The sequence below is a fragment of the Streptomyces sp. NPDC001816 genome, from assembly GCF_042892235.1.
Classification (GTDB): domain Bacteria; phylum Actinomycetota; class Actinomycetes; order Streptomycetales; family Streptomycetaceae; genus Streptomyces.
Window position 1 is genome coordinate 1 of the sequence record NZ_JBIATY010000018.1, and the last position, 23,975, is coordinate 23,975.

The 23,975-nt window shown below is 70.4% G+C and carries 22 protein-coding genes; 14 read left to right on the top strand and 8 right to left on the bottom strand.

What is annotated here, in order from left to right:
- Positions 1-207: 207 nt before the first annotated feature.
- Entirely contained in the window at positions 208-1,296 is a 1,089-nt protein-coding gene (gene ychF / locus ACFYZZ_RS41520) for a redox-regulated ATPase YchF (RefSeq protein ID WP_389188075.1), read from the bottom strand.
- 334 nt (positions 1,297-1,630) lie between these two features.
- On the opposite strand from ychF, the gene ACFYZZ_RS41525 reads away from it, so the two are divergent.
- A complete protein-coding gene (locus ACFYZZ_RS41525; RefSeq protein WP_389188078.1) occupies positions 1,631-2,026 on the top strand; it encodes a DUF6542 domain-containing protein in 396 nt (131 codons plus the stop codon).
- An 11-nt stretch (positions 2,027-2,037) separates the two neighbouring features.
- On the opposite strand, the gene ppgK is transcribed toward ACFYZZ_RS41525, so the two are convergent.
- Entirely contained in the window at positions 2,038-2,790 is a 753-nt protein-coding gene (gene ppgK, locus ACFYZZ_RS41530) for a polyphosphate--glucose phosphotransferase (protein ID WP_389188081.1), read from the bottom strand.
- A 52-nt stretch (positions 2,791-2,842) separates the two neighbouring features.
- On the bottom strand, positions 2,843-3,859 hold the full coding sequence (locus ACFYZZ_RS41535; protein WP_389188084.1) for a 4-hydroxy-3-methylbut-2-enyl diphosphate reductase: 1,017 nt from the start codon (positions 3,857-3,859) through the stop codon (positions 2,843-2,845).
- A 116-nt stretch (positions 3,860-3,975) separates the two neighbouring features.
- Between ACFYZZ_RS41535 and xseA the strand changes: the two genes are divergently transcribed.
- The 3 genes from xseA to ACFYZZ_RS41550 all read left to right on the top strand — a co-directional run bounded on the left by xseA (position 3,976) and on the right by ACFYZZ_RS41550 (position 6,148).
- Positions 3,976-5,184 (top strand): exodeoxyribonuclease VII large subunit, encoded by a 1,209-nt coding sequence (gene xseA, locus ACFYZZ_RS41540; RefSeq protein WP_389188087.1) that lies wholly within the window; start codon positions 3,976-3,978, stop codon positions 5,182-5,184.
- Positions 5,185-5,201: 17 nt separating this feature from the next.
- Positions 5,202-5,426 carry an exodeoxyribonuclease VII small subunit gene (locus ACFYZZ_RS41545; RefSeq protein ID WP_389188090.1) on the top strand — a complete coding sequence of 75 codons (225 nt, stop codon included), beginning with the start codon at positions 5,202-5,204 and terminating at the stop codon, positions 5,424-5,426.
- A 131-nt stretch (positions 5,427-5,557) separates the two neighbouring features.
- On the top strand, positions 5,558-6,148 hold the full coding sequence (locus ACFYZZ_RS41550) for a malonic semialdehyde reductase (protein ID WP_389188093.1): 591 nt from the start codon (positions 5,558-5,560) through the stop codon (positions 6,146-6,148).
- 98 nt (positions 6,149-6,246) lie between these two features.
- On the opposite strand, the gene ACFYZZ_RS41555 is transcribed toward ACFYZZ_RS41550, so the two are convergent.
- A complete protein-coding gene (locus tag ACFYZZ_RS41555; protein WP_389188096.1) occupies positions 6,247-6,774 on the bottom strand; it encodes a DUF4245 domain-containing protein in 528 nt (175 codons plus the stop codon).
- Between the two features lie 126 nt (positions 6,775-6,900).
- On the opposite strand from ACFYZZ_RS41555, the gene glpX reads away from it, so the two are divergent.
- Positions 6,901-7,935 (top strand): class II fructose-bisphosphatase, encoded by a 1,035-nt coding sequence (gene glpX / locus ACFYZZ_RS41560; protein ID WP_389188099.1) that lies wholly within the window; start codon positions 6,901-6,903, stop codon positions 7,933-7,935.
- 321 nt (positions 7,936-8,256) lie between these two features.
- Here glpX and ACFYZZ_RS41565 read toward each other — a convergent pair whose 3' ends face one another.
- Positions 8,257-8,631 (bottom strand): WhiB family transcriptional regulator, encoded by a 375-nt coding sequence (locus tag ACFYZZ_RS41565; protein ID WP_079057750.1) that lies wholly within the window; start codon positions 8,629-8,631, stop codon positions 8,257-8,259.
- Positions 8,632-8,804: 173 nt separating this feature from the next.
- Positions 8,805-9,506, bottom strand: coding sequence for a DUF1707 domain-containing protein (locus ACFYZZ_RS41570; RefSeq protein WP_389188103.1), 702 nt, complete (start codon positions 9,504-9,506; stop codon positions 8,805-8,807).
- A 169-nt stretch (positions 9,507-9,675) separates the two neighbouring features.
- Between ACFYZZ_RS41570 and ACFYZZ_RS41575 the strand changes: the two genes are divergently transcribed.
- The gene (locus ACFYZZ_RS41575; RefSeq protein WP_389188106.1) at positions 9,676-11,346 is read left to right on the top strand and encodes a fumarate hydratase; all 1,671 of its coding nucleotides are present in this window, start codon (positions 9,676-9,678) and stop codon (positions 11,344-11,346) included.
- A gap of 38 nt (positions 11,347-11,384) precedes the next feature.
- Here ACFYZZ_RS41575 and ACFYZZ_RS41580 read toward each other — a convergent pair whose 3' ends face one another.
- The gene (locus ACFYZZ_RS41580; RefSeq protein WP_389188110.1) at positions 11,385-11,750 is read right to left on the bottom strand and encodes a hypothetical protein; all 366 of its coding nucleotides are present in this window, start codon (positions 11,748-11,750) and stop codon (positions 11,385-11,387) included.
- A 216-nt stretch (positions 11,751-11,966) separates the two neighbouring features.
- Between ACFYZZ_RS41580 and ACFYZZ_RS41585 the strand changes: the two genes are divergently transcribed.
- The 3 genes from ACFYZZ_RS41585 to ACFYZZ_RS41595 all read left to right on the top strand — a co-directional run bounded on the left by ACFYZZ_RS41585 (position 11,967) and on the right by ACFYZZ_RS41595 (position 16,506).
- The gene (locus ACFYZZ_RS41585) at positions 11,967-13,352 is read left to right on the top strand and encodes a class II fumarate hydratase (protein WP_389188113.1); all 1,386 of its coding nucleotides are present in this window, start codon (positions 11,967-11,969) and stop codon (positions 13,350-13,352) included.
- 72 nt (positions 13,353-13,424) lie between these two features.
- Positions 13,425-14,114 carry a DUF402 domain-containing protein gene (locus ACFYZZ_RS41590; RefSeq protein ID WP_389188116.1) on the top strand — a complete coding sequence of 230 codons (690 nt, stop codon included), beginning with the start codon at positions 13,425-13,427 and terminating at the stop codon, positions 14,112-14,114.
- Positions 14,115-14,403: 289 nt separating this feature from the next.
- Positions 14,404-16,506, top strand: a complete 2,103-nt coding sequence (locus ACFYZZ_RS41595) for a SpoIIE family protein phosphatase (protein WP_389188119.1) — start codon at positions 14,404-14,406, stop codon at positions 16,504-16,506.
- A 71-nt stretch (positions 16,507-16,577) separates the two neighbouring features.
- On the opposite strand, the gene ACFYZZ_RS41600 is transcribed toward ACFYZZ_RS41595, so the two are convergent.
- Entirely contained in the window at positions 16,578-18,899 is a 2,322-nt protein-coding gene (locus ACFYZZ_RS41600) for a transglycosylase domain-containing protein (protein WP_389188122.1), read from the bottom strand.
- A gap of 216 nt (positions 18,900-19,115) precedes the next feature.
- On the opposite strand from ACFYZZ_RS41600, the gene ACFYZZ_RS41605 reads away from it, so the two are divergent.
- The 5 genes from ACFYZZ_RS41605 to ACFYZZ_RS41625 all read left to right on the top strand — a co-directional run bounded on the left by ACFYZZ_RS41605 (position 19,116) and on the right by ACFYZZ_RS41625 (position 23,958).
- On the top strand, positions 19,116-20,051 hold the full coding sequence (locus ACFYZZ_RS41605; RefSeq protein WP_389188125.1) for an SPFH domain-containing protein: 936 nt from the start codon (positions 19,116-19,118) through the stop codon (positions 20,049-20,051).
- Positions 20,048-20,284 carry a hypothetical protein gene (locus tag ACFYZZ_RS41610; RefSeq protein WP_097252647.1) on the top strand — a complete coding sequence of 79 codons (237 nt, stop codon included), beginning with the start codon at positions 20,048-20,050 and terminating at the stop codon, positions 20,282-20,284. Before ACFYZZ_RS41605 ends, ACFYZZ_RS41610 begins: the two co-directional genes overlap by 4 nt.
- Positions 20,285-20,399: 115 nt before the next feature.
- Positions 20,400-20,924 carry a PadR family transcriptional regulator gene (locus tag ACFYZZ_RS41615; protein ID WP_389188128.1) on the top strand — a complete coding sequence of 175 codons (525 nt, stop codon included), beginning with the start codon at positions 20,400-20,402 and terminating at the stop codon, positions 20,922-20,924.
- Positions 20,921-21,610 (top strand): ABC transporter ATP-binding protein, encoded by a 690-nt coding sequence (locus ACFYZZ_RS41620; protein WP_389188131.1) that lies wholly within the window; start codon positions 20,921-20,923, stop codon positions 21,608-21,610. Before ACFYZZ_RS41615 ends, ACFYZZ_RS41620 begins: the two co-directional genes overlap by 4 nt.
- Positions 21,607-23,958 (top strand): ABC transporter permease, encoded by a 2,352-nt coding sequence (locus ACFYZZ_RS41625; protein ID WP_389188134.1) that lies wholly within the window; start codon positions 21,607-21,609, stop codon positions 23,956-23,958. The genes ACFYZZ_RS41620 and ACFYZZ_RS41625 overlap by 4 nt, the downstream gene beginning before the upstream one ends.
- Positions 23,959-23,975: the final 17 nt, after the last annotated feature.

Here is a 23,975-nt window from a genome sequence, read left to right on the forward strand (position 1 = left end):
GACGGGTCGCCGATTGCTGGCAGATACTTGCGGAATGGCTGTCCGGGGACCGACCGGAGTCGGCGCTCACGTCGGACAACCCGGAGAACATTACGGATCGGGGGAACCCCGTGTCAACTTTGGTCCTGGGGCCTACCCACCAAGCCCGTCGGCACTGACGAAGGGGCCGGCCCCCCGGGAGCCGGCCCCTTCTGACCTGCGCGCTTGTTACACGTTGAAGCGGAACTCCACCACGTCCCCGTCCTGCATCACATACTCCTTGCCCTCCATGCGGGCCTTGCCCTTGGCGCGGGCCTCGGCGACCGAGCCCGCTTCGAGCAGGTCGGCGAAGGAGATGACCTCGGCCTTGATGAAGCCCTTCTGGAAGTCGGTGTGGATCACACCGGCCGCCTCGGGGGCCGTGGCGCCCTTCTTGATCGTCCAGGCGCGGGACTCCTTGGGGCCGGCCGTCAGGTAGGTCTGCAGGCCGAGGGTGTCGAAGCCGACGCGGGCGAGGGTGGCCAGGCCCGGCTCGTGCTGGCCGACGGACTCCAGCAGCTCAAGGGCCTCCTCCTCGTCCAGCTCGGCGAGGTCGGCCTCCAGCTTGGCGTTCAGGAAGATCGCCTCGGCCGGGGCGACCAGGGCGCGCTGCTCGTTCTTGAAGTCCTCGTCGACCAGCTCGTCCTCGTCGACGTTGAAGACGTAGAGGAAGGGCTTCGTCGTGAGCAGGTGCAGGTCGTGGAGGAGTTCGTTGCGCTCGGTGCCCTGGACGATGCCGTGCGCGAAGAGCGTGTCGCCCTTCTCCAGGATCTCCTTGGCCTCCTCGACGGCCTTGACCTTGGGCGCGATGTCCTTCTTGATCCGCGACTCCTTCTGCAGGCGCGGCAGGACCTTCTCGATGGTCTGGAGGTCGGCGAGGATCAGCTCGGTGTTGATCGTCTCGATGTCGTCCTTCGGCGAGACCTTGCCGTCGACGTGTACGACGTTCTCGTCCTTGAAGGCGCGGATGACCTGGCAGATCGCGTCGGACTCGCGGATGTTCGCGAGGAACTTGTTGCCCAGGCCCTCGCCCTCGGAGGCGCCGCGCACGATGCCGGCGATGTCGACGAAGTCGACCGTGGCCGGAAGGAGGCGCTCGGAGCCGAAGACCGACGCCAGCTGGGCGAGGCGGGGGTCGGGGACGCCGACCACGCCGACGTTCGGCTCGATCGTGGCGAACGGGTAGTTGGCCGCCAGCACGTCGTTCTTGGTCAGGGCGTTGAACAGGGTCGACTTGCCGACATTCGGCAGGCCGACGATTCCGATCGTGAGCGACACGTTGCGACTTCCCGTAGATGAGAGGGGCCAGGGGCTGCCAGGGGCCAGAGACACTGACCGATCCACCAGTCTACGGCGTCGTCCGCCATGGGCTCACGGGAGCGTCGAACGCCTGGCCAAGCTCTCCTCATCGGCGTGTCTGAGGGGCGATTCGGCACATAAACCGACCTAGGTTGGTCCAGTGGAGTATCACAGGACGCGACCCCCGAACGACGGACCACGCCGCGGCACGCCCCGCCCGCCGCTGCCGCCGCAGGCACGGCGGCCGGCCGGTGAGCGCAGGCCCGCGCCGGGTGCGCAGCGGGGGGCGCGGCCGGTACGGACCGCCCGTCCGGTGCCCCCCGGTCCGGTGCCGGGCCTCCGGCTCACCGGGCTCGGCGGGGGGTTGTTCTGCACGGTCGTGATGTTCCTGCTCGGCTTACTGGACCAGCTGCTGTTCGGTTCGTCGCTGACGCTGTACGGGGTGCTGTTCCTGCCGGTGTGCGTGCTGACCGCCCTGTGGGTGCGGGGCAGTGATGTGCTCACCGCGCCCGTCGTCGTACCGATCGCCTTCGCGGTGGGGCTCTTCCCCGCCGTCGACGGCGGCGGGGGTCTGCTCGGCCGGCTGGTGGGTCTGGTCACCGGGCTCGCCACGCAGGCGGGCTGGCTCTACGGGGGGACGCTGATCTCGGGAGTGATCGTGCTCGTGCGCCGGGTGCTGTGGGTGCGGGCCCGCAGGCGCCGCACCTGAGCACCGCTCCGCTATCCCGCGTGGTCGTGCGCCGCGCGCATCGCCGCTCCGACGATCCCCGCGTTGTTCTGCAGCTGGGCGGGCACGATCTCGGCCTGGACGCCGTCGATGAGGTGCAGGAATCTGTCCGCCTTGCGGCTCACCCCGCCGCCGAGGATGAACAGCTCGGGCGAGAAGAGCATCTCGACGTGCGCGAGGTACTTCTGCACGCGGCGGGCCCAGCGCTCCCAGCTCAGCTCGCCGTCCTCCTTGGCCTTGCTGGAGGCTCGCGTCTCGGCGTCGTGGCCGTTCAGCTCCAGGTGGCCCAGTTCGGTATTGGGCACGAGGGTGCCGTCCATGAAGACGGCGCTGCCGATGCCGGTGCCGAAGGTGAGCAGGATGACGGTGCCCTTGCGGCCCTGGCCGGCGCCGAACTGCATCTCGGCGACGCCCGCCGCGTCCGCGTCGTTGACCACGGTCACCGGCAGGCCGCCCAGCCGGTCGCTGAACAGGGCGCGCGCGTCCGTGTCGATCCAGCTCTTGTCGACGTTGGCCGCCGTACGGACCGTGGCGCCGCCGGTGACCACTCCGGGGAAGGTCAGGCCCACCGGGCCCGTCCAGCCGAAGTGGTCGACGACCTGCTTCACCCCGTCGGCCACGCCCTCGGGCGTCGCCGGGTGCGGGGTGAGCACCTTGCACCGCTCCTGAGCCAGGTCGCCCTTGTCCAGGTCCACGGGAGCGCCCTTGATCCCGGATCCGCCGATGTCCACGCCGAAGATCTGCATGGCTCCACGTTACGTCGGACGACTGACAGTCACGCCCCGGACGGACGGACGGTCACGCGTCCGACGTACCCGATCCGCCGCGCTCGGCGACCAGGGCGGCCGCCTCGTCGCGCAGCTCACGGCGGAGTTCCTTGGGCAGCGAGAAGGTGATCGACTCCTCGGCCGCCTTGACGATCTCGACGTCGCCGTAGCCCCGCTCGGCGAGCCACTCGAGGACCTCCTCGACCAGGACCTCCGGGACGGAGGCGCCGGAGGTGACGCCGACCGTGGTGACGCCCTCCAGCCAGGTCTCGTCGATCTCGCTGGCGAAGTCCACCAGGTAGGCCTCGCGGGAGCCGGCGAGCTTGGCGACCTCGACGAGCCGCTTGGAGTTGGAGGAGTTGCGTGAGCCGACCACGATGACCAGCTCGGCCTCGGCGCCCATCTGCTTCACGGCGAGCTGGCGGTTCTGGGTGGCGTAGCAGATGTCGTCGCTGGGCGGGGAGACGAGCCCCGGGAACTTCGTCTTCAGGGCGTCGACGGTCTCCATGGTCTCGTCCACGGAGAGGGTGGTCTGGGACAGCCAGACGACCTTCGACTCGTCGCGGACCGTGACCTTGGCGACGTCCTCGGGGCCGTCGACCAGCTGGATGTGGTCGGGGGCCTCGCCGGAGGTGCCGATGACCTCTTCGTGGCCCTCGTGGCCGATCAGGAGGATGTCGTAGTCCTCGTCCGCATAGCGGAGGGCTTCCTTGTGGACCTTGGTGACCAGCGGGCAGGTCGCGTCGATGGTGGCGAGGCGGCCCTTTCTGGCTTCCTCGTGCACGACCGGGGCGACGCCGTGCGCCGAGAACATCACGATGTTGCCCGGCGGCACCTCCTCCGTCCGCTCGACGAAGATGGCGCCCTTCTTCTCCAGGGTCTGCACGACGTACTTGTTGTGGACGATCTCGTGCCGGACGTAGATCGGGGCCCCGTACTGTTCCAGGGCCTTCTCGACGGCGATCACGGCACGGTCCACACCGGCGCAGTAGCCCCGGGGGGCGGCGAGCAGGACACGGCGGCCAGGCGAAGCGGTCATGGGACCCATCGTAAGGGTGCGTCCGGCGGGCCCGGGATCGCGTGCCCGTCCCCTTCAGGGGAAACCGGTCCCCATGTCCGACACCGGCACGGCCGTATGTCAGTACCGGCCACTACGCTCGCCGCATGGCTGTGAACACGTCGCCCGAAGCGCCGCTCCCCGTCGGTGAGGTCTCGCGGCTGATCGGGGGGTGGATCGAGCGGCTCGGGGCCGTGTGGGTCGAGGGGCAGATCACGCAGTTGTCGCGGCGGCCGGGTGCCGGGGTCGTGTTCCTGACCTTGCGGGATCCGTCGCACGACATCTCGGTGAGCGTGACCTGCTACCGGCAGGTGTTCGACGCGGTCGCAGACGTCGTCGGCGAGGGCGCCCGCGTGGTCGTCCTGGCAAAGCCGGAGTGGTACGCACCGCGCGGGCAGCTCTCGCTGCGGGCCGCCGAGATAAGGCCCGTGGGCGTCGGTGAATTGCTGGCCCGCCTTGAGCAGCTGAAGAAGACGCTCGCGGCCGAGGGGCTGTTCGCGCCGGAGCGGAAGAAGCCGCTGCCGTTTCTGCCTCAGCTGATCGGGCTGGTCTGCGGCCGCGCCTCCGCCGCGGAGCGGGACGTGCTGGAGAACGCCCGCCATCGCTGGCCCGCCGTCCGCTTCGAGGTGCGCAACGTTCCCGTGCAGGGCGTGCACGCCGTCCCGCAGGTCGTGCAGGCCGTGAAGGAGCTGGACGCGATCGAGGACGTGGACGTGATCATCGTCGCGCGGGGCGGCGGGAGCGTGGAGGACCTGCTGCCGTTCTCCGACGAGCAGCTCGTACGGGCGGTGGCTCAGTGCCGTACGCCCGTCGTGTCGGCCATCGGGCACGAGCCGGACAACCCGCTGCTCGACCACGTCGCCGACCTGCGCGCCTCCACGCCGACCGACGCGGCCAAGAAGGTCGTACCGGACGTCGGTGAGGAGTTCGAGCGGGTGCGGATGCTGCGGGACCGGGCCCGGCGGTGCGTGGAGGCGTTGGTGGAGCGGGAGCAGCGGGGCCTGGCGCACGCCCTGGCGCGGCCCTCGATGGAGGATCCGCACCGGATGATCGACGAGCGCGCCGACCACGTGGCCTCCTTGCTGGACCGCGGCCGGCGCACCCTCGGCCACCTCCTGGACCGCGCCGACTCGGAGCTGACGCACACGCGCGCGCGCGTGGTGGCTCTCTCCCCCGCCGCGACCCTCAAGCGCGGCTACGCGGTGCTGCAGAAGGCCGACGGTCATGTGGTGCGCGACCCGGAGGAGGTCGCGGAGGGCGAGGCGCTGCGGGCGCGGGTCGCCGAGGGTGAGTTCACGGTACGTGTTGATGTCTGATGTCTGGGGATGGGTAGATGACCGGCAAGGTGGATGAGGCGCTCTCGTACGAGCAGGCGCGGGACGAGTTGATCGAGGTCGTGCGGCGGCTGGAGGCGGGCGGCACGACGCTGGAGGAGTCCCTGGCGCTGTGGGAGCGCGGCGAGGAGCTGGCCAAGGTGTGCCGGCGCTGGCTGGAGGGCGCACGGGCCCGGCTGGACGCGGCGCTCGCCGAGGAAGAGGCCCAGGAAGAGGGCGAGTAGGCAAGAGCGGGGTGCTGTGAAGCGGGTCACCACACCTCGCTTTTTGTTGAACGTTGAACTTCGCTTGCGTAAGGTCGGGTTCGTCAGCCGGTCACACCCCCGGACCGGACGCGCACCTGAGGAAGTCACGCATGTCTCTCGTTCTTGACCCCACCGCCCAGGACCTGCTGTTCCGCGAGGCCCGTACCGCGAACACCTTCACCAACGAGCCGGTGACCGAGGAGCAGGTCCAGGCGATCTACGACCTGGTCAAGTACGGCCCCACCGCCTTCAACCAGAGCCCGCTGCGCATCACCCTGGTCCGCTCCGCCGAAGCCCGCGAGCGCCTGGTGCAGCACATGGCCGAGGGCAACCAGGCCAAGACCGCCACCGCCCCGCTGGTCGCGATCCTCTCCGCGGACAACGAGTTCCACGAGGAGCTGCCGGCCCTCTTCCCGCACTTCCCGCAGGCCAAGGACGTGTTCTTCAGCGAGCGCCCCGCCCGTGAGGGCGCCGCCGCGCTGAACGCCTCCCTGCAGGCCGCGTACTTCATCATCGGCGTCCGCGCCGCCGGTCTCGCCGCCGGCCCGATGACCGGCCTCGACTTCGAGGGCGTCCGCAAGGAGTTCCTGGACGACGACCACACCCCGCTGATGGTCGTCAACATCGGCCGCCCGGGCCCGGACGCCTGGTTCCCGCGCTCGCCGCGCCTGGCGTACGAGGACGTCGTCACGACCGTCTGAGTCGCCCCAGTACGGCAGGAGGCCCCCAGCAGCGTCGCTGGGGGCCTCCTGCGTGTGCGCTCACGGGCGCGCTCACCGCACCTTCCGCGCGGACACGCTCACTGCATCTTCAGCGCCGCCGCCATCTTCGTCAGCTGGTCGAAGGAGGCCGTACCGGCGACCACCGTCGTGGAGCCGGGGGTGCCTTCCAGGACCAGGGCGTCGTAGCGGCCGCCGGTGTAGCGGGTCCAGGTGCGGTCGCCGATCTTCTCGGTCCGCTTGGTCGCCTTGGCGCCCTGGCCTGCCTGGTCGATGAAATCGGCACGCTTCTTCTGGGCGGACTGCTCGACCTGCACGTACTGCCCGTCGGGGGTCTGGAAGCCGAGGTGCCAGCGGTCGGACTCCTCGCCCTGGTAGCGCACCGAGGTCGCCTTCCAGGTTCCCGGCAGCCCTTCCGGCGCGGCCACCGGGTAGCTCGCCGCGCGGCGCGCCGTGAGCAGCTCGACCCGGTAGTCGACCCGCTTCAGCTCGGGCGCGTGATCGTCGTGCGGGACGAAGAGGTAGATGACCGCCGCCGCGATCCCGATGAGGCCCAGGGAGAGAATCATGTCCCGGGCCGTCTTCTGCTTGCCGTTCGAACCTGCCACGCCCCCTATCGTCGCAGGTGCCCGGAGCGCTCATCCGTGGGGTCCCCTGCTCATTTTGTCTACCTAACGATAGAGTCGGAGGCACACCCTCATCCGGCCGTCGTCGTATCAGAAAGGTGCGCTCCGATGACCGAGAATCATCATCTGCCGTCCGAGCTGGACGTTCCCTCCGAAGCCCCCGACCGCAACCTCGCCCTGGAACTCGTCCGGGTGACCGAGGCCGCGGCGATGGCCGCGGGCCGCTGGGTCGGACGCGGCGACAAGAACGGCGCCGACGGCGCCGCGGTGCGCGCCATGCGAACCCTCGTCTCCACCGTGTCGATGAACGGCATCGTCGTCATCGGTGAGGGCGAGAAGGACGAAGCCCCGATGCTCTTCAACGGCGAACGCGTCGGCGACGGCACCGGGCCCGAGGTCGACATCGCCGTCGACCCGATCGACGGCACCACGCTGACGGCGAAGGGCATGCCGAACGCGATCGCCGTCCTCGCGGCCACCGAGCGCGGTGCCATGTTCGACCCGTCCGCCGTCTTCTACATGGACAAGCTGGTCACGGGCCCCGAGGCCGCCGACTTCGTCGACATCGACGCGCCCGTGGCCGTGAACATCCGCCGGATCGCCAAGGCGAAGCGGTCCACGCCCGAGGACGTCACCGTCGTCATCCTGGACCGGCCGCGGCACGAGGGCATCATCAAGGAGGTCCGGGAGGCCGGCGCGCGCATCAAGCTGATCTCCGACGGCGATGTGGCCGGTTCGATCTACGCGTTGCGCGAGGGCACCGGCGTCGACCTGCTGCTCGGCATCGGCGGCACGCCGGAGGGCATCATCTCGGCCTGTGCCGTGAAGTGCCTGGGCGGCACGATCCAGGGCAAGCTGTGGCCCAAGGACGACGAGGAGCGGGCGCGGGCGATCGACGCCGGGCACGATCTGGACCGGGTGCTGACCACCGAGGACCTGGTGCAGGGGGAGAACGTCTTCTTCGTCGCCACCGGCATCACCGACGGTGAGCTGCTGCGCGGGGTTCGCTACCGGTCCGAGACCGCCACCACCGACTCGATCGTGATGCGGTCGAAGTCCGGGACCGTGCGGCGGATCGACTCCGAGCACCGGCTGAGCAAGCTGCGTGCCTACAGCGCGATCGACTTCGACCGGGCGAAGTAGCACCCGAAGCCTGCAGCAGCAGGCAAAGCCTTGGGCGCCCTCGGTGCGGAGAGGGCGCCCTTGCTCATGCCTGGGCTCTGTCGGACCTAGGCCCTGTCGTCAAACTCCCGTCTGCCGCGCGACGCCATGCACGCTCCCCCAAGCTCTTCGAGCAGGGGGGACCCCCACTCGCCGCACCGGGCCCCGACCCAAGTACATCCAGTACGAGGGTCAGGGCCCGGCACTCCCCCAAGCTCTGCGAGCAGGGGGTACCCCCAGAGCACGCACCTGACGCCGCGCGGCCCGCCCTTCGGGCGGACGACGGGAGTTTGACGACAGGACCTAGCCCGCTATGCGGTTCGCCGTCGCGCGTGCCGCCTTCTTCAGTTCCACCTCGCGCCTGCGCCGCCTGGCCAGGACCACTCGGCGTTCCGCTGCCGTCAGGCCGCCCCAGACGCCGTACGGTTCGGGCTGGAGGAGGGCGTGTTCGCGGCACTCGACCATGACCGGACAGCGCGCGCAGACGCGCTTGGCCGCCTCCTCGCGGGACAGTCGGGCGGCCGTCGGCTCCTTGGACGGGGCGAAGAAGAGACCGGCCTCGTCCCGCCGGCACACCGCCTCGGTGTGCCAGGGTGCGTCTTGGTCCCGGTCGCGCACGGGCACCCGCTGGGCCGGAACGGCAGCGACCTGCAAGGACGAATGCGGCGGTTGCAGCACGGTCTACTCCTGACGACGGCTTCGCGAGTGAGCGACGATGCAGCAAGGCCTACCCGCTGTGCGCGAGCCTATGCACAGCGTTTCCAACCGCAGGCGCACGGCGGCTTGTTCACGCCCCCGGGCACCTCAGCGGCAGTTCCGCGCCCCTCTGGTCACCGGCGGATTCGCGACCGTCAACGGTCCAGGTGTTTGCGCAGCTTCCCGTCGACCTTGTCCTGGACCCGGTCGAGGATGTCCGCCACGCGCCGGCCGCGCTTGGGCCGCGCCTCGACGTTGCCGAGCACGGCCCACCCGTCGACGTAGACCACGGGCGCGCCGGAGTCGACCGAATCCAGGGTGTCCACCTCGAAGTTGCCCAGTACACCGCCGCCCGTGCCGCGCAGCGAGACGTTCTCGGGGACGCGGATCTGGATGTCGCCGAAGACCGAGACGGCCTTGATCACGACCTGCTGGTACTCGAAGATCGCCTCGCTCAGGTCGATCTCGACCGAGCCGAAGACCGAGTACGCGTGCAGCCGGCGGCCCGCGCGCCAGCGGCCCCGGCGCACCGCACTGCTGAAGACGGCCACCACGTTGGCGTCGGCCTCGGCGGGTACCGCGCCCGGTGCGGGGCGCGGCGGGACGGGCGTGTACGCCGGGGGCGCGGGCTGCTGGTGGGCGGCCGGGAGGTCGCGGATGAAGACCTCCAGCTCGCCGACCGTCTTGGCGTGCAGCACCCCGTCCACTCGCTCGGCGTGCTCGTCCGCGGTCAGCCGGCCCTCGGCCAGGGCCTCGCGGAGGATGTCGGCGACACGGTCACGGTCGGCGTCGGAGGCGCGCAGTTCGGACGCGAGCGGCGCGCTGTCCTGGGGCTGGGCGTGCTTCTGAAGGTCCACGACAGCAGCGTACCGAAACGCGATAGATCGCGACTAGGGGACCGAGACGACTCGCGTGTCCCGGAACTGAGCCTTACCTCACAGGTTCCGTGTCGGTGGCAGGTTCTACGCTGGGGAGGCCCGCCAGCGTCGGCGGGCAGCCGTCCGTCAGAGTGAGGAATGGGCTGAGATGCCTGAGTTCGCGTACACCGATCTGCTCCCCCAGGGCGAGGACACCACCCCGTACCGGCTGGTGACCTCGGAGGGCGTGTCCACCGTCGAGGGACCGGACGGGCGGACGTTCCTCAAGGTGGAGCCGGAGGCGCTGCGCAAGCTGGCCGAGGAGGCCGTCCACGACATCCAGCACTACCTGCGCCCGGCCCACCTGGCGCAGCTGCGCCGCATCATCGACGACCCGGAGGCGTCGAGCAACGACAAGTTCGTCGCGCTCGACCTGCTGAAGAACGCGAACATCGCGGCGGCGGGCGTACTGCCGATGTGCCAGGACACCGGCACGGCGATCGTCATGGGCAAGCGCGGCCAGAACGTCCTCACCGAAGGTGCGGACGAGAAGCACCTGTCGCACGGCATCTACGACGCCTACACCAAGCTGAACCTGCGCTACTCGCAGATGGCTCCGCTCACCATGTGGGAGGAGAAGAACACCGGCTCCAACCTGCCGGCCCAGATCGAGCTGTACGCGACCGACGGCGGCGCCTACAAGTTCCTGTTCATGGCGAAGGGCGGCGGCTCGGCCAACAAGTCCTTCCTGTACCAGGAGACGAAGGCCGTCCTGAACGAGGCCTCCATGATGAAGTTCCTGGAGGAGAAGATCCGTTCGCTCGGTACGGCCGCCTGCCCGCCGTACCACCTGGCGATCGTCGTCGGCGGTACGAGCGCCGAGTACGCGCTGAAGACCGCGAAGTACGCCTCCGCGCACTACCTGGACGAGATCCCGGCCGAGGGCTCGGAGCTGGGCCACGGCTTCCGGGACAAGGAGCTGGAGCAGAAGGTCTTCGAGCTGACGCAGAAGATCGGCATCGGCGCGCAGTTCGGCGGCAAGTACTTCTGCCACGACGTCCGGGTGGTCCGCCTGCCCCGCCACGGCGCCTCCTGCCCGGTCGCGATCGCCGTCTCCTGCTCGGCCGACCGCCAGGCCGTCGCGAAGATCACCGCCGAGGGCGTGTTCCTGGAGCAGCTGGAGACGGACCCGGCGCGCTTCCTGCCGGAGACGACCGAGGAGCACCTCGACGAGTCCTCCGACGTCGTGAAGATCGACCTCAACCAGCCGATGGACACGATCCTCGCCGAGCTGACCAAGTACCCGGTCAAGACCCGCCTCTCCCTCACCGGCCCGCTGGTCGTGGCCCGCGACATCGCGCACGCCAAGATCAAGGAGCGCCTGGACGCGGGCGAGGAGATGCCGCAGTACCTGAAGGACCACCCGGTCTACTACGCGGGCCCGGCCAAGACCCCCGAGGGTTACGCGTCCGGTTCCTTCGGCCCGACCACGGCCGGCCGTATGGACTCCTACGTCGAGCAGTTCCAGGCGGCGGGCGGCTCCAAGGTGATGCTCGCCAAGGGCAACCGCAGCAAGCAGGTCACCGACGCCTGTGGCACGCACGGCGGCTTCTACCTCGGCTCGATCGGCGGCCCGGCCGCCCGGCTCGCCCAGGACTGCATCAAGAAGGTCGAGGTCCTCGAGTACGAGGAGCTGGGCATGGAGGCCGTCTGGAAGATCGAGGTCGAGGACTTCCCGGCGTTCATCGTCGTGGACGACAAGGGCAACGACTTCTTCCAGGACCCGGCGCCCCAGCCGACGTTCACCTCGATTCCGGTGCGGGGGCCGGGGCTGGCCTGATCGGCGGGCCGAGGCCGGACCGGCCTCGGCCCCCTGTGTCAGTGGGGTACGCAGCCGAACCAGTTCACCGTGTCGCCTCTGGTGGTGTAGCCCATGCACCTGATGGTTCTGTCGTGCAGCGTCTCGGTCCGGTCGACCGGTCCGTTCCGATAGTCCGTCTCGTGGTGGGGCTGTACGAGGGTGTCGATCTCGACGGTGTACCAGCGGCGCCCGTTGGACGGCATGCTGCAGCCGTGGCCGGTCACGTTGCGGCTGGGATCACCGCTCCAGACGGGCCGTTCGGCGCGGTCGCAGTAGGCCCTGCCTCGGGCGTCGGCGGTGCCGGCGCCCGCACCCAGCAGGGCCGTCGCGCCTATGGACACCGCCGCGGTGGCGCCGAGCAGGCGCTTCGGAGTGAGGTTCATCGATCGGTCCTCCTGCAAGCCGTGGTGACGGCGGGGAGTCGCCCTGTCACCTTGGAGTGATAGTCACATTTATCCGTGATGTCCGGCCCGGCAGCCGGTGGAGCTGTCCCCCGACCCGGTGACGTCGGTGGTGCCAATGCAGCAGGCGGCGCTCACCCCAGCCCCGTGCGGCCCACGGTCCGGAACAACCGCCGTGCCCCGATCGCTGACACCGGCATGAGCGAATACCGCATCGAGCACGACTCCATGGGTGAGGTCCGGGTCCCCGCCCACGCCAAGTGGCGGGCGCAGACCCAGCGTGCCGTCGAGAACTTCCCCGTCTCCGGGCAGCGGATCGAGCGGGCGCACATCGAGGCGCTGGCCCGCATCAAGGCGGCTGCGGCGCAGGTGAACGCCGAGCTGGGGGTGCTGGACAAGGACGTCGCGGAGGCGATCCAGGAGGCGGCCGCCGAGGTCGCCGGCGGGAAGTGGGACGAGCACTTTCCCGTCGACGTGTTCCAGACCGGGTCCGGGACCTCGTCCAACATGAACACCAACGAGGTGATCGCCACCCTCGCCACCGAGCGGCTCGGCCGGGACGTGCACCCGAACGACCACGTCAACGCCTCGCAGTCGTCCAACGACGTGTTCCCGTCGTCCCTCCACATCGCCGCCACCGGCGCCGTCACCCACGACCTGATCCCGGCGCTGGAGCACCTCGCCGACGCCCTGACCCGCAAGTCCGAGGAGTTCGCGGACGTCGTGAAGTCCGGGCGGACGCATCTGATGGACGCGACGCCGGTGACGCTGGGGCAGGAGTTCGGCGGGTACGCGGCCCAGGTGCGGTACGGCGTCGAGCGGCTGCGCGCCTCGCTGCCCCGGCTGGCCGAACTGCCGCTGGGCGGCACGGCCGTCGGGACCGGGATCAACACGCCGCCCGGGTTCTCCGCCGCGGTGATCAGGGAGGTCGCGCGGGCCACCGGGCTGCCGCTCACCGAGGCCCGGGACCACTTCGAGGCACAGGGTGCCCGGGACGGGATCGTGGAGACCAGCGGGCAGCTGCGCACCATCGCGGTCGGGCTGACGAAGATCGCCAACGATCTGCGGTGGATGGCATCGGGGCCGCGCACCGGGCTCGCCGAGATCCGGCTGCCCGACCTGCAGCCGGGCTCCTCGATCATGCCCGGCAAGGTCAACCCGGTGATCCCGGAGGCCGTGCTCATGGTCGCGGCCCAGGTGATCGGCAACGACGCGACCATCGCCACCGCCGGCGCCTCCGGGAACTTCGAGCTGAACGTCATGCTCCCGGTCATCGCGAAGAACGTCCTCGAATCCGTGCGACTGCTCGCCAATGTCTCGCGGCTGCTGGCCGACCGCACCGTCGACGGCATCGTCGCCGACCGCGAACGGGCCCGCGAGTACGCCGAGTCGTCGCCCTCCGTGGTGACCCCGCTGAACAAGTACATCGGCTACGAGGAGGCCGCGAAGGTCGCCAAGAAGTCCCTGGCCGAGCGGAAGACCATCCGCGAGGTCGTGCTGGAGAGCGGTTACGTGGAGCGCGGCGACCTCACCCTGGAGCAGCTGGACGAGGCACTGGATGTCCTGCGGATGACGCACCCGTAACAAGTGGTGCCGGCCCGTTGAACCGTGACGCCCGCCGCAGCGTCGTATGCCTGCGGCACCTAATATCTGTGCATGACGGACGACGGAGCGGTGAGGCGAGTGGCGGCAGGGCCTGCGACGTACTGGACCCCCGGGACCCAGATCCTGTGGCGGTACCGGGAGAACGCCGGTGAGCGCTTCCACATCGCGCGGCCCGTCACCGTCGCCCGGGACGACGAGGAGCTGCTCGCGGTGTGGCTGGCGCCCGGCACCGAGTGCGTCAAGCCGGTACTGGCCGACGGCACGCCCGTCCATCAGGAGCCGCTGGAGACCCGCTACACCAAGCCGCGTTCGGTGCAGCGGGACCGGTGGTTCGGCACGGGCGTGCTGAAGCTGGCCCGGCCCGGCGAGCCGTGGTCGGTGTGGCTGTTCTGGGAACCGGGCTGGCGCTTCAAGAACTGGTACGTCAACCTGGAGCAGCCGCTGGCCCGTTGGGCGGGCGGTGTGGACTCCGTGGACTACTTCCTGGACATCTCGGTGCACCCGGACCGCAGTTGGCACTGGCGCGACGAGGACGAGTTCGCGCAGGCCCAGCGGGACGGGCTGATGGACGAGGCGACCGCCGAGCGGGTACGGGCGGCCGGCCGGGCCGCGGTGGAGGCCATCGGCGCCTGGGCCCCGCCGTTCCCGGACGGCTGGCAGCACTGGCGCCCGGACCCCTCCTGGGCGGTACCGTCACTCCCCGAGGACTGGGACCGTACGCCCGCGCACGTGTCCTCATGAGACCCTTGATGCGCCCCCGGTCCACAACCGTAGGATCGTCCTCCGCAAGGGGGCGCGACAGTAACTACCGGAGCGTGCACCGGGCCTGACCAAACGTCACCGAGGGGCGGCAGGACGTGAGCAAGGGGTACGAGGGCAACACCGCCGGGGCCTGCCCTGGCCCGGGCGGGTTCGCCGACGGCACAGGAACGACCTCTGACCACGCCGGAATTCCGTTCCTGGGGCACGTATTCCGGGTATCGGCACTTCGGCGGGACCATCTGCGCGCCCGGCGCGCAGCCCCGGACGGATGGATTCGACACGCGTGACGGAGCACCCCACCTCCTACGAGCGCCCGCAGCCGGGCGCCGACCCCGCGGAGGCCCGCGGGGCGCTCTTGCGTACCCCGAAGCCGCACGGCACCTCGGCCTTACCGGCACAGGCCCGGGCGGACGGACCGCCCTCCGGCCCGGGGACGACCGCGCCCTGCGGCAAGGGGAACAAGGGGAAGGAGCCCCCAGTCAACGGCCCGGAGCACTCCCAGCCCGCCACCGCGGAACCGGACACCCACCGCCCGCGCCCCGCGCCGGAAGCCATTCCGCCGCAGCCGGGCGCCGAGGAGGAGCGGGCGCCGGGCGGCCAGGATCGCCGTACCGGGCGGGGGCTGCCGCCGGGGCGGCCGATGCCGATGCGGCGCGACGGGGACCGGCTCAGGTTCGTGGGCGCGGCGACCCGGCGGATCGCCCGTGGCATCGATCTGGACGAGATCGTGATGGGGCTGTGCCGCGCCACCGTGCCGACCTTCTCGGACGCGATCCTGGTCTATCTGCGGGACCCGCTGCCGGTCGGTGACGAGCGGCCCACCGGCCCGGTGGTGCTGCGGCTGCGCCGTACCGACCGGATACCGGACGAACGGGACACCGAGGGCCTGCTGCTCCCGCCGTTCCCGGAGCCGGAGCCCGAGTCGTCGGCGCTCTCCGAACTGTCGTCGCTGACGAGCGAGCTGTGCGAGGTGCGCCCGGGCGGCGCCCTGAACGAGGTGCTGCGCGGGGTGCGTCCGGTGTTCGCCGACGCGCCCGCCGCCCGGGCCGCGCTGCCCGAGCTGCTCGGCGAGGGCGGCGAGGCGGTCGTACCGAGCGGCCAGCACGCGATCCTCGCGCCGCTGCGCGGCCGGCGCCGGGTGATCGGCGCGGCGCTGTTCCTGCGCCGCCCGGAGCGGCCGGCGTTCGAGGCGGACGACCTGCTGGTGGCCGCCCAGCTCGCCACGCACAGCGCGCTCGGCATCGACAAGGCGGTGCTGTACGGCCGGGAGGCCTACATCGCCGACGAACTGCAGCGCACCATGCTGCCCGAGACCCTGCCCCGCCCGACCGGGGTGCGGCTGGCCTCGCGCTATCTGCCGGCCGCGGAGACCGCCCGGGTGGGCGGCGACTGGTACGACGCGATCCCGCTGCCCGGCAGCCGGGTCGCGCTGGTGGTCGGTGACGTCATGGGCCACTCCATGACCTCGGCGGCGATCATGGGCCAGCTGCGCACCACGGCCCAGACCCTGGCCGGGCTCGACCTGCCCCCGCAGGAGGTGCTGCACCACCTGGACGAGCAGGCGCAGCGGCTGGGCACGGACCGCATGGCGACCTGCCTGTACGCCGTCTACGACCCGGTCACGCACCGCATCACCATCGCCAACGCCGGTCATCCGCCGCCCGTTCTGCTCCACCTGGGCGGCCGCGCGGAGGTGCTCAGGGTGCCGCCGGGCGCGCCGATCGGCGTCGGCGGGGTGGACTTCGAGGCGGTCGAGCTGGACGCGCCGGCCGGGGCCACGCTGCTGCTGTACACCGACGGCCTGGTGGAGTCCCGGCTGCGGGACGTGTGGACCGGCATAGAGCAACTGCGCGAACGGCTCGCCGCGACCGCCCAGTTGACCGGACCGGACCATCCGCCGCCCCTTGAGGCCCTGTGCGACGAGGTGCTGGACATGCTCGGCCCGGGCGACCGGGACGACGACATCGCGCTGCTCGCGGCCCGCTTCGACGGGATCGCGCCGAGCGACGTGGCGTACTGGTCCCTGGATCCGGAGGAGACGGCCCCCGGCCAGGCCCGTCGGCTGGCCCGCCGCGCGCTGGCCCGCTGGGACCTGGAGGAGCTGACGGACTCGGTGGAGCTGCTGGTCAGCGAGGTGGTCACGAACGCCGTGCGTTACGCCTCCCGGCCGGTCACGCTCCGCCTGCTGCGCACCGACGTGCTGCGCTGCGAGGTCGGCGACGACGTCCCCCAGCTGCCGCGGCTGCGCCAGGCCCGGGCCACGGACGAGAACGGCCGCGGGCTGTACCTGGTCAACCGGCTGGCCCGGCGATGGGGTGCGACCCGGCTGAGCACCGGCAAGGTGGTCTGGTTCGAGCTGAACCGGGTCTGAGAGCCGGTCCGGTACGACGCGAAGGGCGCCCGGGGAGTCCCCGGGCGCCCTTTCCATGCGCGGACCTTGGCCTACTGGCCGAGCCCGCCGTTGCCTTCGTCGAGCGGATCCTCCGTGACGTCGCCCGTCGGCGTCCCGGTGGTCGGGGCCCCGGTGGTCGGGGTCCCCGTGGTCGGGGCGCCGGTGGTCGGCGTCTGGGTCGGGGTCCGCGTCGGCGTCGTGGACGGGGTCGTGGACGTCGGCGGAGCGCTGCTCGGGGTGTTCGACGGGGTCTGGGACGGGCTCTGGCTGTACGTCGGCGTGTCCGTCGGCTGGACGGCCGCGCCCTGGGTGGTGTTCAGGTCGAACTTGGCCTGGTCCGTGACGCCGAAGGTGTACGCCGCCCAGATCTGCGCGGGATAGGTGCCGCCGTTGACACGGCCGGGGGGCAGGAGCAGGCCGGTGGCGCCCATCATGGACACGTGGGCCTTGGTCTTGTTGTCCTCGCCGAACAGGCCGACGGAGGTGACCAGGTCGGGCGTGTAGCCGGTGAACCAGGCGGACTTGTTCTCGTCGGAGGTTCCGGTCTTGCCCGCCACCTGCTGGCCGTTGCGCAGCGGGTTGTTCGCCACGTTCCTCTTGGCCGTACCGTCGTCGACCACGCCGGTCAGCACGGAGGTCACCGTGTCGGCGGCCGTGCGGCTGATGACCTGGCTGCCGAGCGGGCTGGGGATGTCGACCGAACGGTCCTTCTGCACCGCCGACTTGAGGATGCCCGGCGTCACCTTGTAGCCGTGGTTGTCGAACGTGGCGTAGATGCCGGCCATCTCCAGCGGGCTGGCCCCCATCGAGCCCAGCGTCTGCGCGGGCACCGCCTGCATGCCGTCGGTGTCCATGCCGAGCTGCTTGGCCGTGTCCATCACCTTGGTCATGCCCACATCGACACCCATCTGGGCGAAGACGGAGTTGACGGACTGGTTCATCGCCTTCTGGACGGTGATGGGCCCGTAGTTGACCTTGTCCTCGTTCGGCGGGCCGAAGCCGACCTTGCTGCCGTGGTCGACGACCTGGCGGCCGCTGGTGCCGTCGTAGACGGTGTTCGCGGCGATCGGCTTGCCGCTCTGCGTGGTGGCGTTGTTCTCCAGCGCGGCGGCGAGGATGACCGGCTTGAACGTCGAGGCGGGCTGGTAGTCGCGGCGCGTCGCGTTGTTGAAGTAGTGCTTGAAGTAGTCCTGGCCGCCGTACAGGGCGACGATCTTGCCGTTCTTGGGGTTCACCGAGACGGCGCCGGCCTGGATGTTGCCGTCGACCTTGCGCTTCTTCGGGTTCAGCTTGCTGGTCAGCTGGGACTTGACCGCCTTCTCCAGCGCGGCCTGCTTCTTCTTGTCGATGTTCAGGGTGATGGTCCAGCCGCGGTCCACGACCGCGTTCTCCGCCTGGGCCTGCGTCAGCCCCTGCTGGTCCATGAGCTGCTGTTCGAGCTGCTGGTTGGCGAGCCGGACCAGGTAGCCCTTCTGGCCCTCTTCACCGGGCGTCCCCTTGGGGTCGTCGGGGATCGCTTCCTTCTTGAAGTTCATCGTCTGCCGCTTGGCGGGGTCGAGCCAGTGCTGCTTGACCATGTTGTCCAAGACGTAGTTCCAGCGTTGCTGGACCAGCTTCTTGCCCACGGGTCCCGCGGCAGCCCAGTCGTACTGGCTCGGCGCCTGGAGCAGCGCGGCGAGGTAGGCGCCCTCCTGGACGCTCAGTTCGGCCGCGTCCTTGCCGTAGTAGGCCTGTGCCGCGGCCTGGATGCCGTAGGCGTTGCGGCCGTAGTAGCTGGTGTTGATGTAGCCCGCGAGGATCTCGTCCTTGGTCAGCCGGCGGTCCACCTTCAGGGAGATGACCATCTCCCTGAGCTTGCGGGAGACCGTCTGGTCCTGGTTGAGGTAGTAGTTCTTGACGTACTGCTGGGTGATCGTCGAGCCGCCCTGGGTGCCCCGGCCGGTCACCGTGTTGAACAGGCCTCGGGCCAGGCCCTTAAAGTCGATTCCGGAGTCGTGGTAGAAGGACTTGTTCTCCGCCGCCACGAAGGTGTGCTGGACCTCCTTGGGCACCTTCTCCAGGTCCACGCTCTCGCGGTTCACGTCGCCCACCCGGGCCAGGACCTTGCCGTCGCTGTACTTGTAGATGTTGCTCTCCTGCTTGGCGGCGGCGTTGCCCTCCGGGACGTCCACGACCAGGTACAGCACGATGAAGCCGCCGATGCCCAGCAGGCACAGGCCCAGGAAGGTGCCGAGCATCTTCTTCCAGGTGAACAGCCGGCGTATTCGGCCCTTGGCGGGCTTGGCACCGGCTGCGGGGGCGGAGCGGCGGCGTTTGGGCGACGCCGCGCGGTGACCGCGCTGCCGCGCTCGTCTCTCTTCCGCTCGTCCCATGGCTCTGTACGCTCCGCTTCCTCTCGGGGTCAGCTCCGAAAGCTAACACCCGTCTATATGACAAAGGGCGTCTGATCCGCTCTTTTACGGACGTGACAATCAGCACCCGCCCCAAAGGAACCGACGGATATCACTGGCCGAAGGTTGCCTGCCAGCGTAATGTGATATCACTTAGCTAGATCGAAGCTAGGCATGACCAGAACGGGGGATCCACCCATGTCCGCACATGACGCATTCGCGACCGCCGACGTACCCGAGATGCCCGCGCCACGCGTGCGGGAGTTCCAGGCACACAGCATCGGGGGCGGGCTCGCCCTGCTCCTCGGCGTGGTCGGGCTCGGCACCTCCGCCGCCCTGCTCGCCACCGCCTCGGCGGTCACCGTGCCCGGCGCCAAGGGCGGGCTCATCGCCGGCGGCATCCTCGTCCTCCTCGCCGCGGTCATCGCGATGCGCGGCCTGAACACGGTCGCGCCCGGCGAGGCTCGGGTCGTGCAGCTCTTCGGCCGGTACCGGGGCACGATCCGGCAGGACGGCCTGCGCTGGGTGAACCCCTTCACCTCGCGGACCCGGATCTCCACCCGGGTGCGCAACCACGAGACCGCCGTACTGAAGGTCAACGACGCGTACGGCAACCCGATCGAACTGGCCGCGGTCGTGGTCTGGAAGGTCCAGGACACCGCCCAGGCGGTGTTCGAGGTGGACGACTACGCCGAGTTCGTCGCCACCCAGACCGAGACGGCCGTCCGGCACATCGCCATCGAGTACCCGTACGACGCCCACGAGGAGGACGGCCTCTCGCTGCGTGGCAACGCCGAGGAGATCACCGAGCGGCTGGCCGTCGAGCTCCAGGCCCGGGTGGAGGCGGCCGGAGTGCGGATCATCGAGTCGCGCTTCACGCATCTCGCGTACTCTCCGGAGATCGCCTCGGCGATGCTCCAGCGGCAGCAGGCCGGTGCGGTGGTCGCGGCCCGGCGGCAGATCGTGGACGGCGCGGTCGGCATGGTGGAGGCGGCGCTCGCCCGGATAGCGGAGCGGGACATCGTGGAGCTGGACGAGGAACGGAAGGCGGCGATGGTGTCCAACCTGATGGTGGTGCTGTGCGGGGACCGCGCTCCGCAGCCCGTACTCAACACGGGGACCCTCTACCAGTGACGGACTCTCCCGAAGAGACTCCGCGGCGCCGGCCGCAGCAGCGCAAGCAGGTGCTGCTGCGGCTGGACCCGTCCGTGTACGAGGCGCTGGCACGGTGGGCCGGGGACGAGCTGCGCTCCGCCAACGCGCAGATCGAGTTCCTGCTGCGCAAGGCGTTGGCCGAGGCCGGGCGGCTGCCGAAGGACACCGGGCCGCTGCCGCGTCGCGGGCGGCCGCCTGTTTCCGAACAGTGACAATCGGCCCCCACCTGCACCTCCACACCCCACGCGCACCCCTCGCATACCCCACGCCATGATCTACACACTCCGCGTATACATGGTGCGTATACACCGTGTGTAGAGTGCTGCCATGTCCATCGGTCACACCCTTCTAGGACTCCTGGAGTCCGGCCCCCGGCACGGCTACGACCTGAAGCGGGCCTTCGACGAGAAGTTCGGTCAGGACCGGCCGCTGCACTACGGCCAGGTCTACTCGACGATGTCCCGGCTGCTGAAGAACGGCCTCGTGGAGGTCGACGGGATCGAGACGGGCGGCGGGCCCGAGCGCAAGCGGTACGCCATCACCGACGCCGGCGTCACGGACGTCGAGCGGTGGCTCGCGACCCCGGAGAAGCCGGAGGAGTACCTCCAGTCGACCCTCTACACCAAGGTCGTCCTGGCGCTGCTGACCCACCGCAACGCGGCCGACGTCCTCGACACCCAGCGCTCCGAACACCTGCGCAGCATGCGGATCCTGACCGACCGCAAGCGCAAGGGCGACCTCGCGGACCAGCTGATCTGCGACCACGCGCTGTTCCACCTGGAGGCGGACCTGCGCTGGCTGGAGCTGACCGCCGCGCGCCTCGACAAGCTCCGTGCGGAGGTGGCCAAGTGATTCCTCCTCCGGGTTCCCTGCTCATAGCCCAGGACCTGCGCAAGGCGTACGGGCCGACCGTCGCGCTCGACGGCGCCGGGTTCTCCATCCACCCCGGCGAGGTCGTCGCCATCATGGGCCCCTCCGGGTCCGGCAAGTCGACGCTGCTGCACTGCCTCGCGGGGATCGTGCCGCCGGACTCGGGCTCGATCACGTACAACGGGCAGGAACTCGCGACGATGAGCGACGCCCAGCGCAGTGCGCTCCGGCGCTCCGAGTTCGGCTTCGTCTTCCAGTTCGGGCAGCTCGTCCCGGAGCTGACCTGCGTGGAGAACGTGGCGCTTCCGCTGCGGCTGAACGGAACCTCCCGCAAGGCGGCCGAGCAGGCGGCACTGGGCTGGATGGAGCGCCTGGAGGTCGACAACCTCAAGGGCAAGCGGCCCGGCGAGGTCTCCGGCGGTCAGGGACAGCGCGTCGCGGTGGCGCGGGCGCTGGTCACCGGGCCCCGGGTGCTGTTCGCCGACGAGCCGACCGGCGCGCTGGACTCCCTCAACGGCGAGCGCGTGATGGAGCTGCTGACCGACGCGGCCCGTTCGACCAACGCGGCCGTGGTGCTGGTCACGCACGAGGCGCGGGTAGCCGCCTACTCCGACCGCGAGATCGTCGTACGCGACGGGAAGTCCCGCGACATGGAGCGGGCCATATGAATGTTCGGCAGTGGTCCAGGGATCTGGCCATGGGGGGCCGGTTCGCCTTCACCGGCGGACGCGAGGGCTGGGTCCGGGTGCTGCTGACGGCGGTCGGTGTCGGGCTCGGCGTCGCGCTGCTGCTGCTGACGACCGCCATACCGAACGCCCTGGCGGTGCGGCACGAGCGCGACGAGGCCCGCCTGGACTACACCTACGACCAGAAGCACAAGCCGAAGGCCGCCGACACCCTGGTGATCTCGGACGCCAACACGAACTACCACGGCTCCGACATCCGCGGCCGTCTGGTGGAGCCCGAGGGGCCGCGGGCGCCGCTCGCACCGGGCCTGGCCAAGTACCCGGCCCCGGGCGACATGGTCGTCTCCCCGGCGCTGAAGCGGCTGCTCGACTCCTCCGACGGCAAGCTGCTGCGCGGGCGGCTGCCGTACCGGGTGGTCGGGACCATCGGCGAGCCCGGGCTCATCGGCTCGCACGAACTCGCCTACTACGCCGGCGCGAAGAACCTGGCACCGCACATCAACGGCTGGCAGACGGCCCGGATCACCGCGTTCGGGAATCCGCACCCGAGCCCGCCCGACAAGACGGACCCCGTGCTGATCCTGCTGGTGCTGGTCGTGTTCGTGGTGCTGCTGATGCCGGTCGCCGTGTTCATCGCCGCGGCCGTACGGTTCGGCGGCGAGCGGCGCGACCGCAGGCTGGCCGCGCTGCGGCTGGTCGGCTCCGACAGCCGGATGACCCGGCGAATCGCCGCGGGCGAGGCGCTCGCGGGTTCCCTGGTCGGGCTGGTCTTCGGCACCGTCTTCTTCCTGCTGGGCCGTCATCTCGCGGGTTCGGTCGAGATCCTGGACGTCAGCGTGTTCCCCAGCTATCTCAACCCGACGCCCGCGCTGGCCCTGCTGGTCGCCGTCACCGTCCCGGCGGCAGCGGTGCTGGTCACCCTGTTCGCGATGCGCGGGGTGGTCATCGAGCCGCTCGGCGTGGTCCGCACGGCCAAGCCCTCGCGGCGCCGGCTGTGGTGGCGGCTGCTGCTGCCGCTGGGCGGCCTCGCGATGCTCGCCCCGATGATCGGCCAGGGCCGCTCGAACGGCGAGTTCAACCAGTACCTGGTGATCGGCGGCGTCCTGCTGCTGCTCGTCGGCGTGACCGCGCTGCTGCCGTGGGTCGTCGAGGCCGTGGTCGCCCGGCTCGGCACGGGCAATGTCGCCTGGCAACTGGCGGTACGGCGGCTGCAGTTGAACAGCGGCTCGGCGGCCCGCATGGTGAACGGCATCGCGGTCGCGGTGGCCGGGGCGGTCGCCCTGCAGATGCTGTTCTCGGGCGTCGAGAGCGACTACACCAAGGTGACCGGCCAGAACGTCGAGCGGACGCAGATGCGGGTCCAGATGTCGCGGGGCGGCGCCTTCCTCTCGGTCTCCGACAAGTTCGACGCCACCAAGGGCGTACGGAAGGCCACCGCGCTCGGCGGCCTCTCGGTGGGCGACCGGAGCTGGAACGACGAGAACGGGCCGAAGACCTCGACGAGCGTGACCGTCGGCGACTGCGCCGCGCTGCGCGAGGTGGCACGGCTGACGTCCTGCCACGACGGGGACATCTTCGTGGCGCGGGGCGGGGACAAGGACATGGACGCCGACGCGGCCAAGCTCGCCAAGCCGGGCCGCAAGCTCTACTTCGACACGGGCAACGGCTTCTACCAGGGCCGGGACTTCGTCTGGTCCGTGCCGAGCGGCCTGCAGCAGGTCCGTGCGGTCATGGGCCCGGACGAAAGCACGGGCAGCGGCTTCCTGATGACCCCCGCCGCCGTGCCGCACCGGATGGCCGGGCTGGTCAGCGGTCAGGTGTATCTGTCGCTGGACGAGTCGGTGGCGGACGTGCACGAGTACGTCCGCAACACGGCGGCCCGGATCGACCCGCTGGCGGACACGATCGTGTGGTCGTCCACCGAGAAGTCCACGAAGTTCACCTCCATCCGGACCGGCCTGCTCGTCGGCGCCACCTGCGTGCTGGCGCTGATCGGCGCGAGCCTGCTGGTGTCCCAGCTGGAGCAGCTGCGCGAGCGCAAGATGCTGCTGTCGGCGCTGGTCGCCTTCGGCACCCGGCGGCGCACCCTGAGCCTGTCGGTGCTGTGGCAGACGGCGATCCCGATCGCGCTCGGTCTGCTGCTCGCCACGACCGTGGGGCTGACGCTGGGCGCGGTGCTGCTGAAGATGGTGGGCGCGACGGTGGGCGTCGACTGGTCGAGCGTGCTGACGATGAGCGGCATCGGTGCGACGGTCGTCCTCGTGGTCACCCTGCTCAGCCTGCCGCCGCTGTGGCGGCTGATGCGCCCGGAGGGCCTGCGCACCGAGTAGCAGGCCCACCCCATGGG

Coding starts and splice junctions, on each gene's coding strand:
- ppgK (WP_389188081.1), bottom strand. CDS start 2,790: ATGCAGATCTTCGGCGTGGACATCGGCGGATCCGGGATCAAGGGCGCT.
- ACFYZZ_RS41535 (WP_389188084.1), bottom strand. CDS start 3,859: ATGGGTCCCATGACCGCTTCGCCTGGCCGCCGTGTCCTGCTCGCCGCC.
- xseA (WP_389188087.1), top strand. CDS start 3,976: ATGGCTGTGAACACGTCGCCCGAAGCGCCGCTCCCCGTCGGTGAGGTC.
- ACFYZZ_RS41545 (WP_389188090.1), top strand. CDS start 5,202: ATGACCGGCAAGGTGGATGAGGCGCTCTCGTACGAGCAGGCGCGGGAC.
- ACFYZZ_RS41550 (WP_389188093.1), top strand. CDS start 5,558: ATGTCTCTCGTTCTTGACCCCACCGCCCAGGACCTGCTGTTCCGCGAG.
- glpX (WP_389188099.1), top strand. CDS start 6,901: ATGACCGAGAATCATCATCTGCCGTCCGAGCTGGACGTTCCCTCCGAA.
- ACFYZZ_RS41575 (WP_389188106.1), top strand. CDS start 9,676: ATGCCTGAGTTCGCGTACACCGATCTGCTCCCCCAGGGCGAGGACACC.
- ACFYZZ_RS41580 (WP_389188110.1), bottom strand. CDS start 11,750: ATGAACCTCACTCCGAAGCGCCTGCTCGGCGCCACCGCGGCGGTGTCC.
- ACFYZZ_RS41585 (WP_389188113.1), top strand. CDS start 11,967: ATGAGCGAATACCGCATCGAGCACGACTCCATGGGTGAGGTCCGGGTC.
- ACFYZZ_RS41590 (WP_389188116.1), top strand. CDS start 13,425: ATGACGGACGACGGAGCGGTGAGGCGAGTGGCGGCAGGGCCTGCGACG.
- ACFYZZ_RS41595 (WP_389188119.1), top strand. CDS start 14,404: ATGGATTCGACACGCGTGACGGAGCACCCCACCTCCTACGAGCGCCCG.
- ACFYZZ_RS41600 (WP_389188122.1), bottom strand. CDS start 18,899: ATGGGACGAGCGGAAGAGAGACGAGCGCGGCAGCGCGGTCACCGCGCG.
- ACFYZZ_RS41605 (WP_389188125.1), top strand. CDS start 19,116: ATGTCCGCACATGACGCATTCGCGACCGCCGACGTACCCGAGATGCCC.
- ACFYZZ_RS41615 (WP_389188128.1), top strand. CDS start 20,400: ATGTCCATCGGTCACACCCTTCTAGGACTCCTGGAGTCCGGCCCCCGG.
- ACFYZZ_RS41625 (WP_389188134.1), top strand. CDS start 21,607: ATGAATGTTCGGCAGTGGTCCAGGGATCTGGCCATGGGGGGCCGGTTC.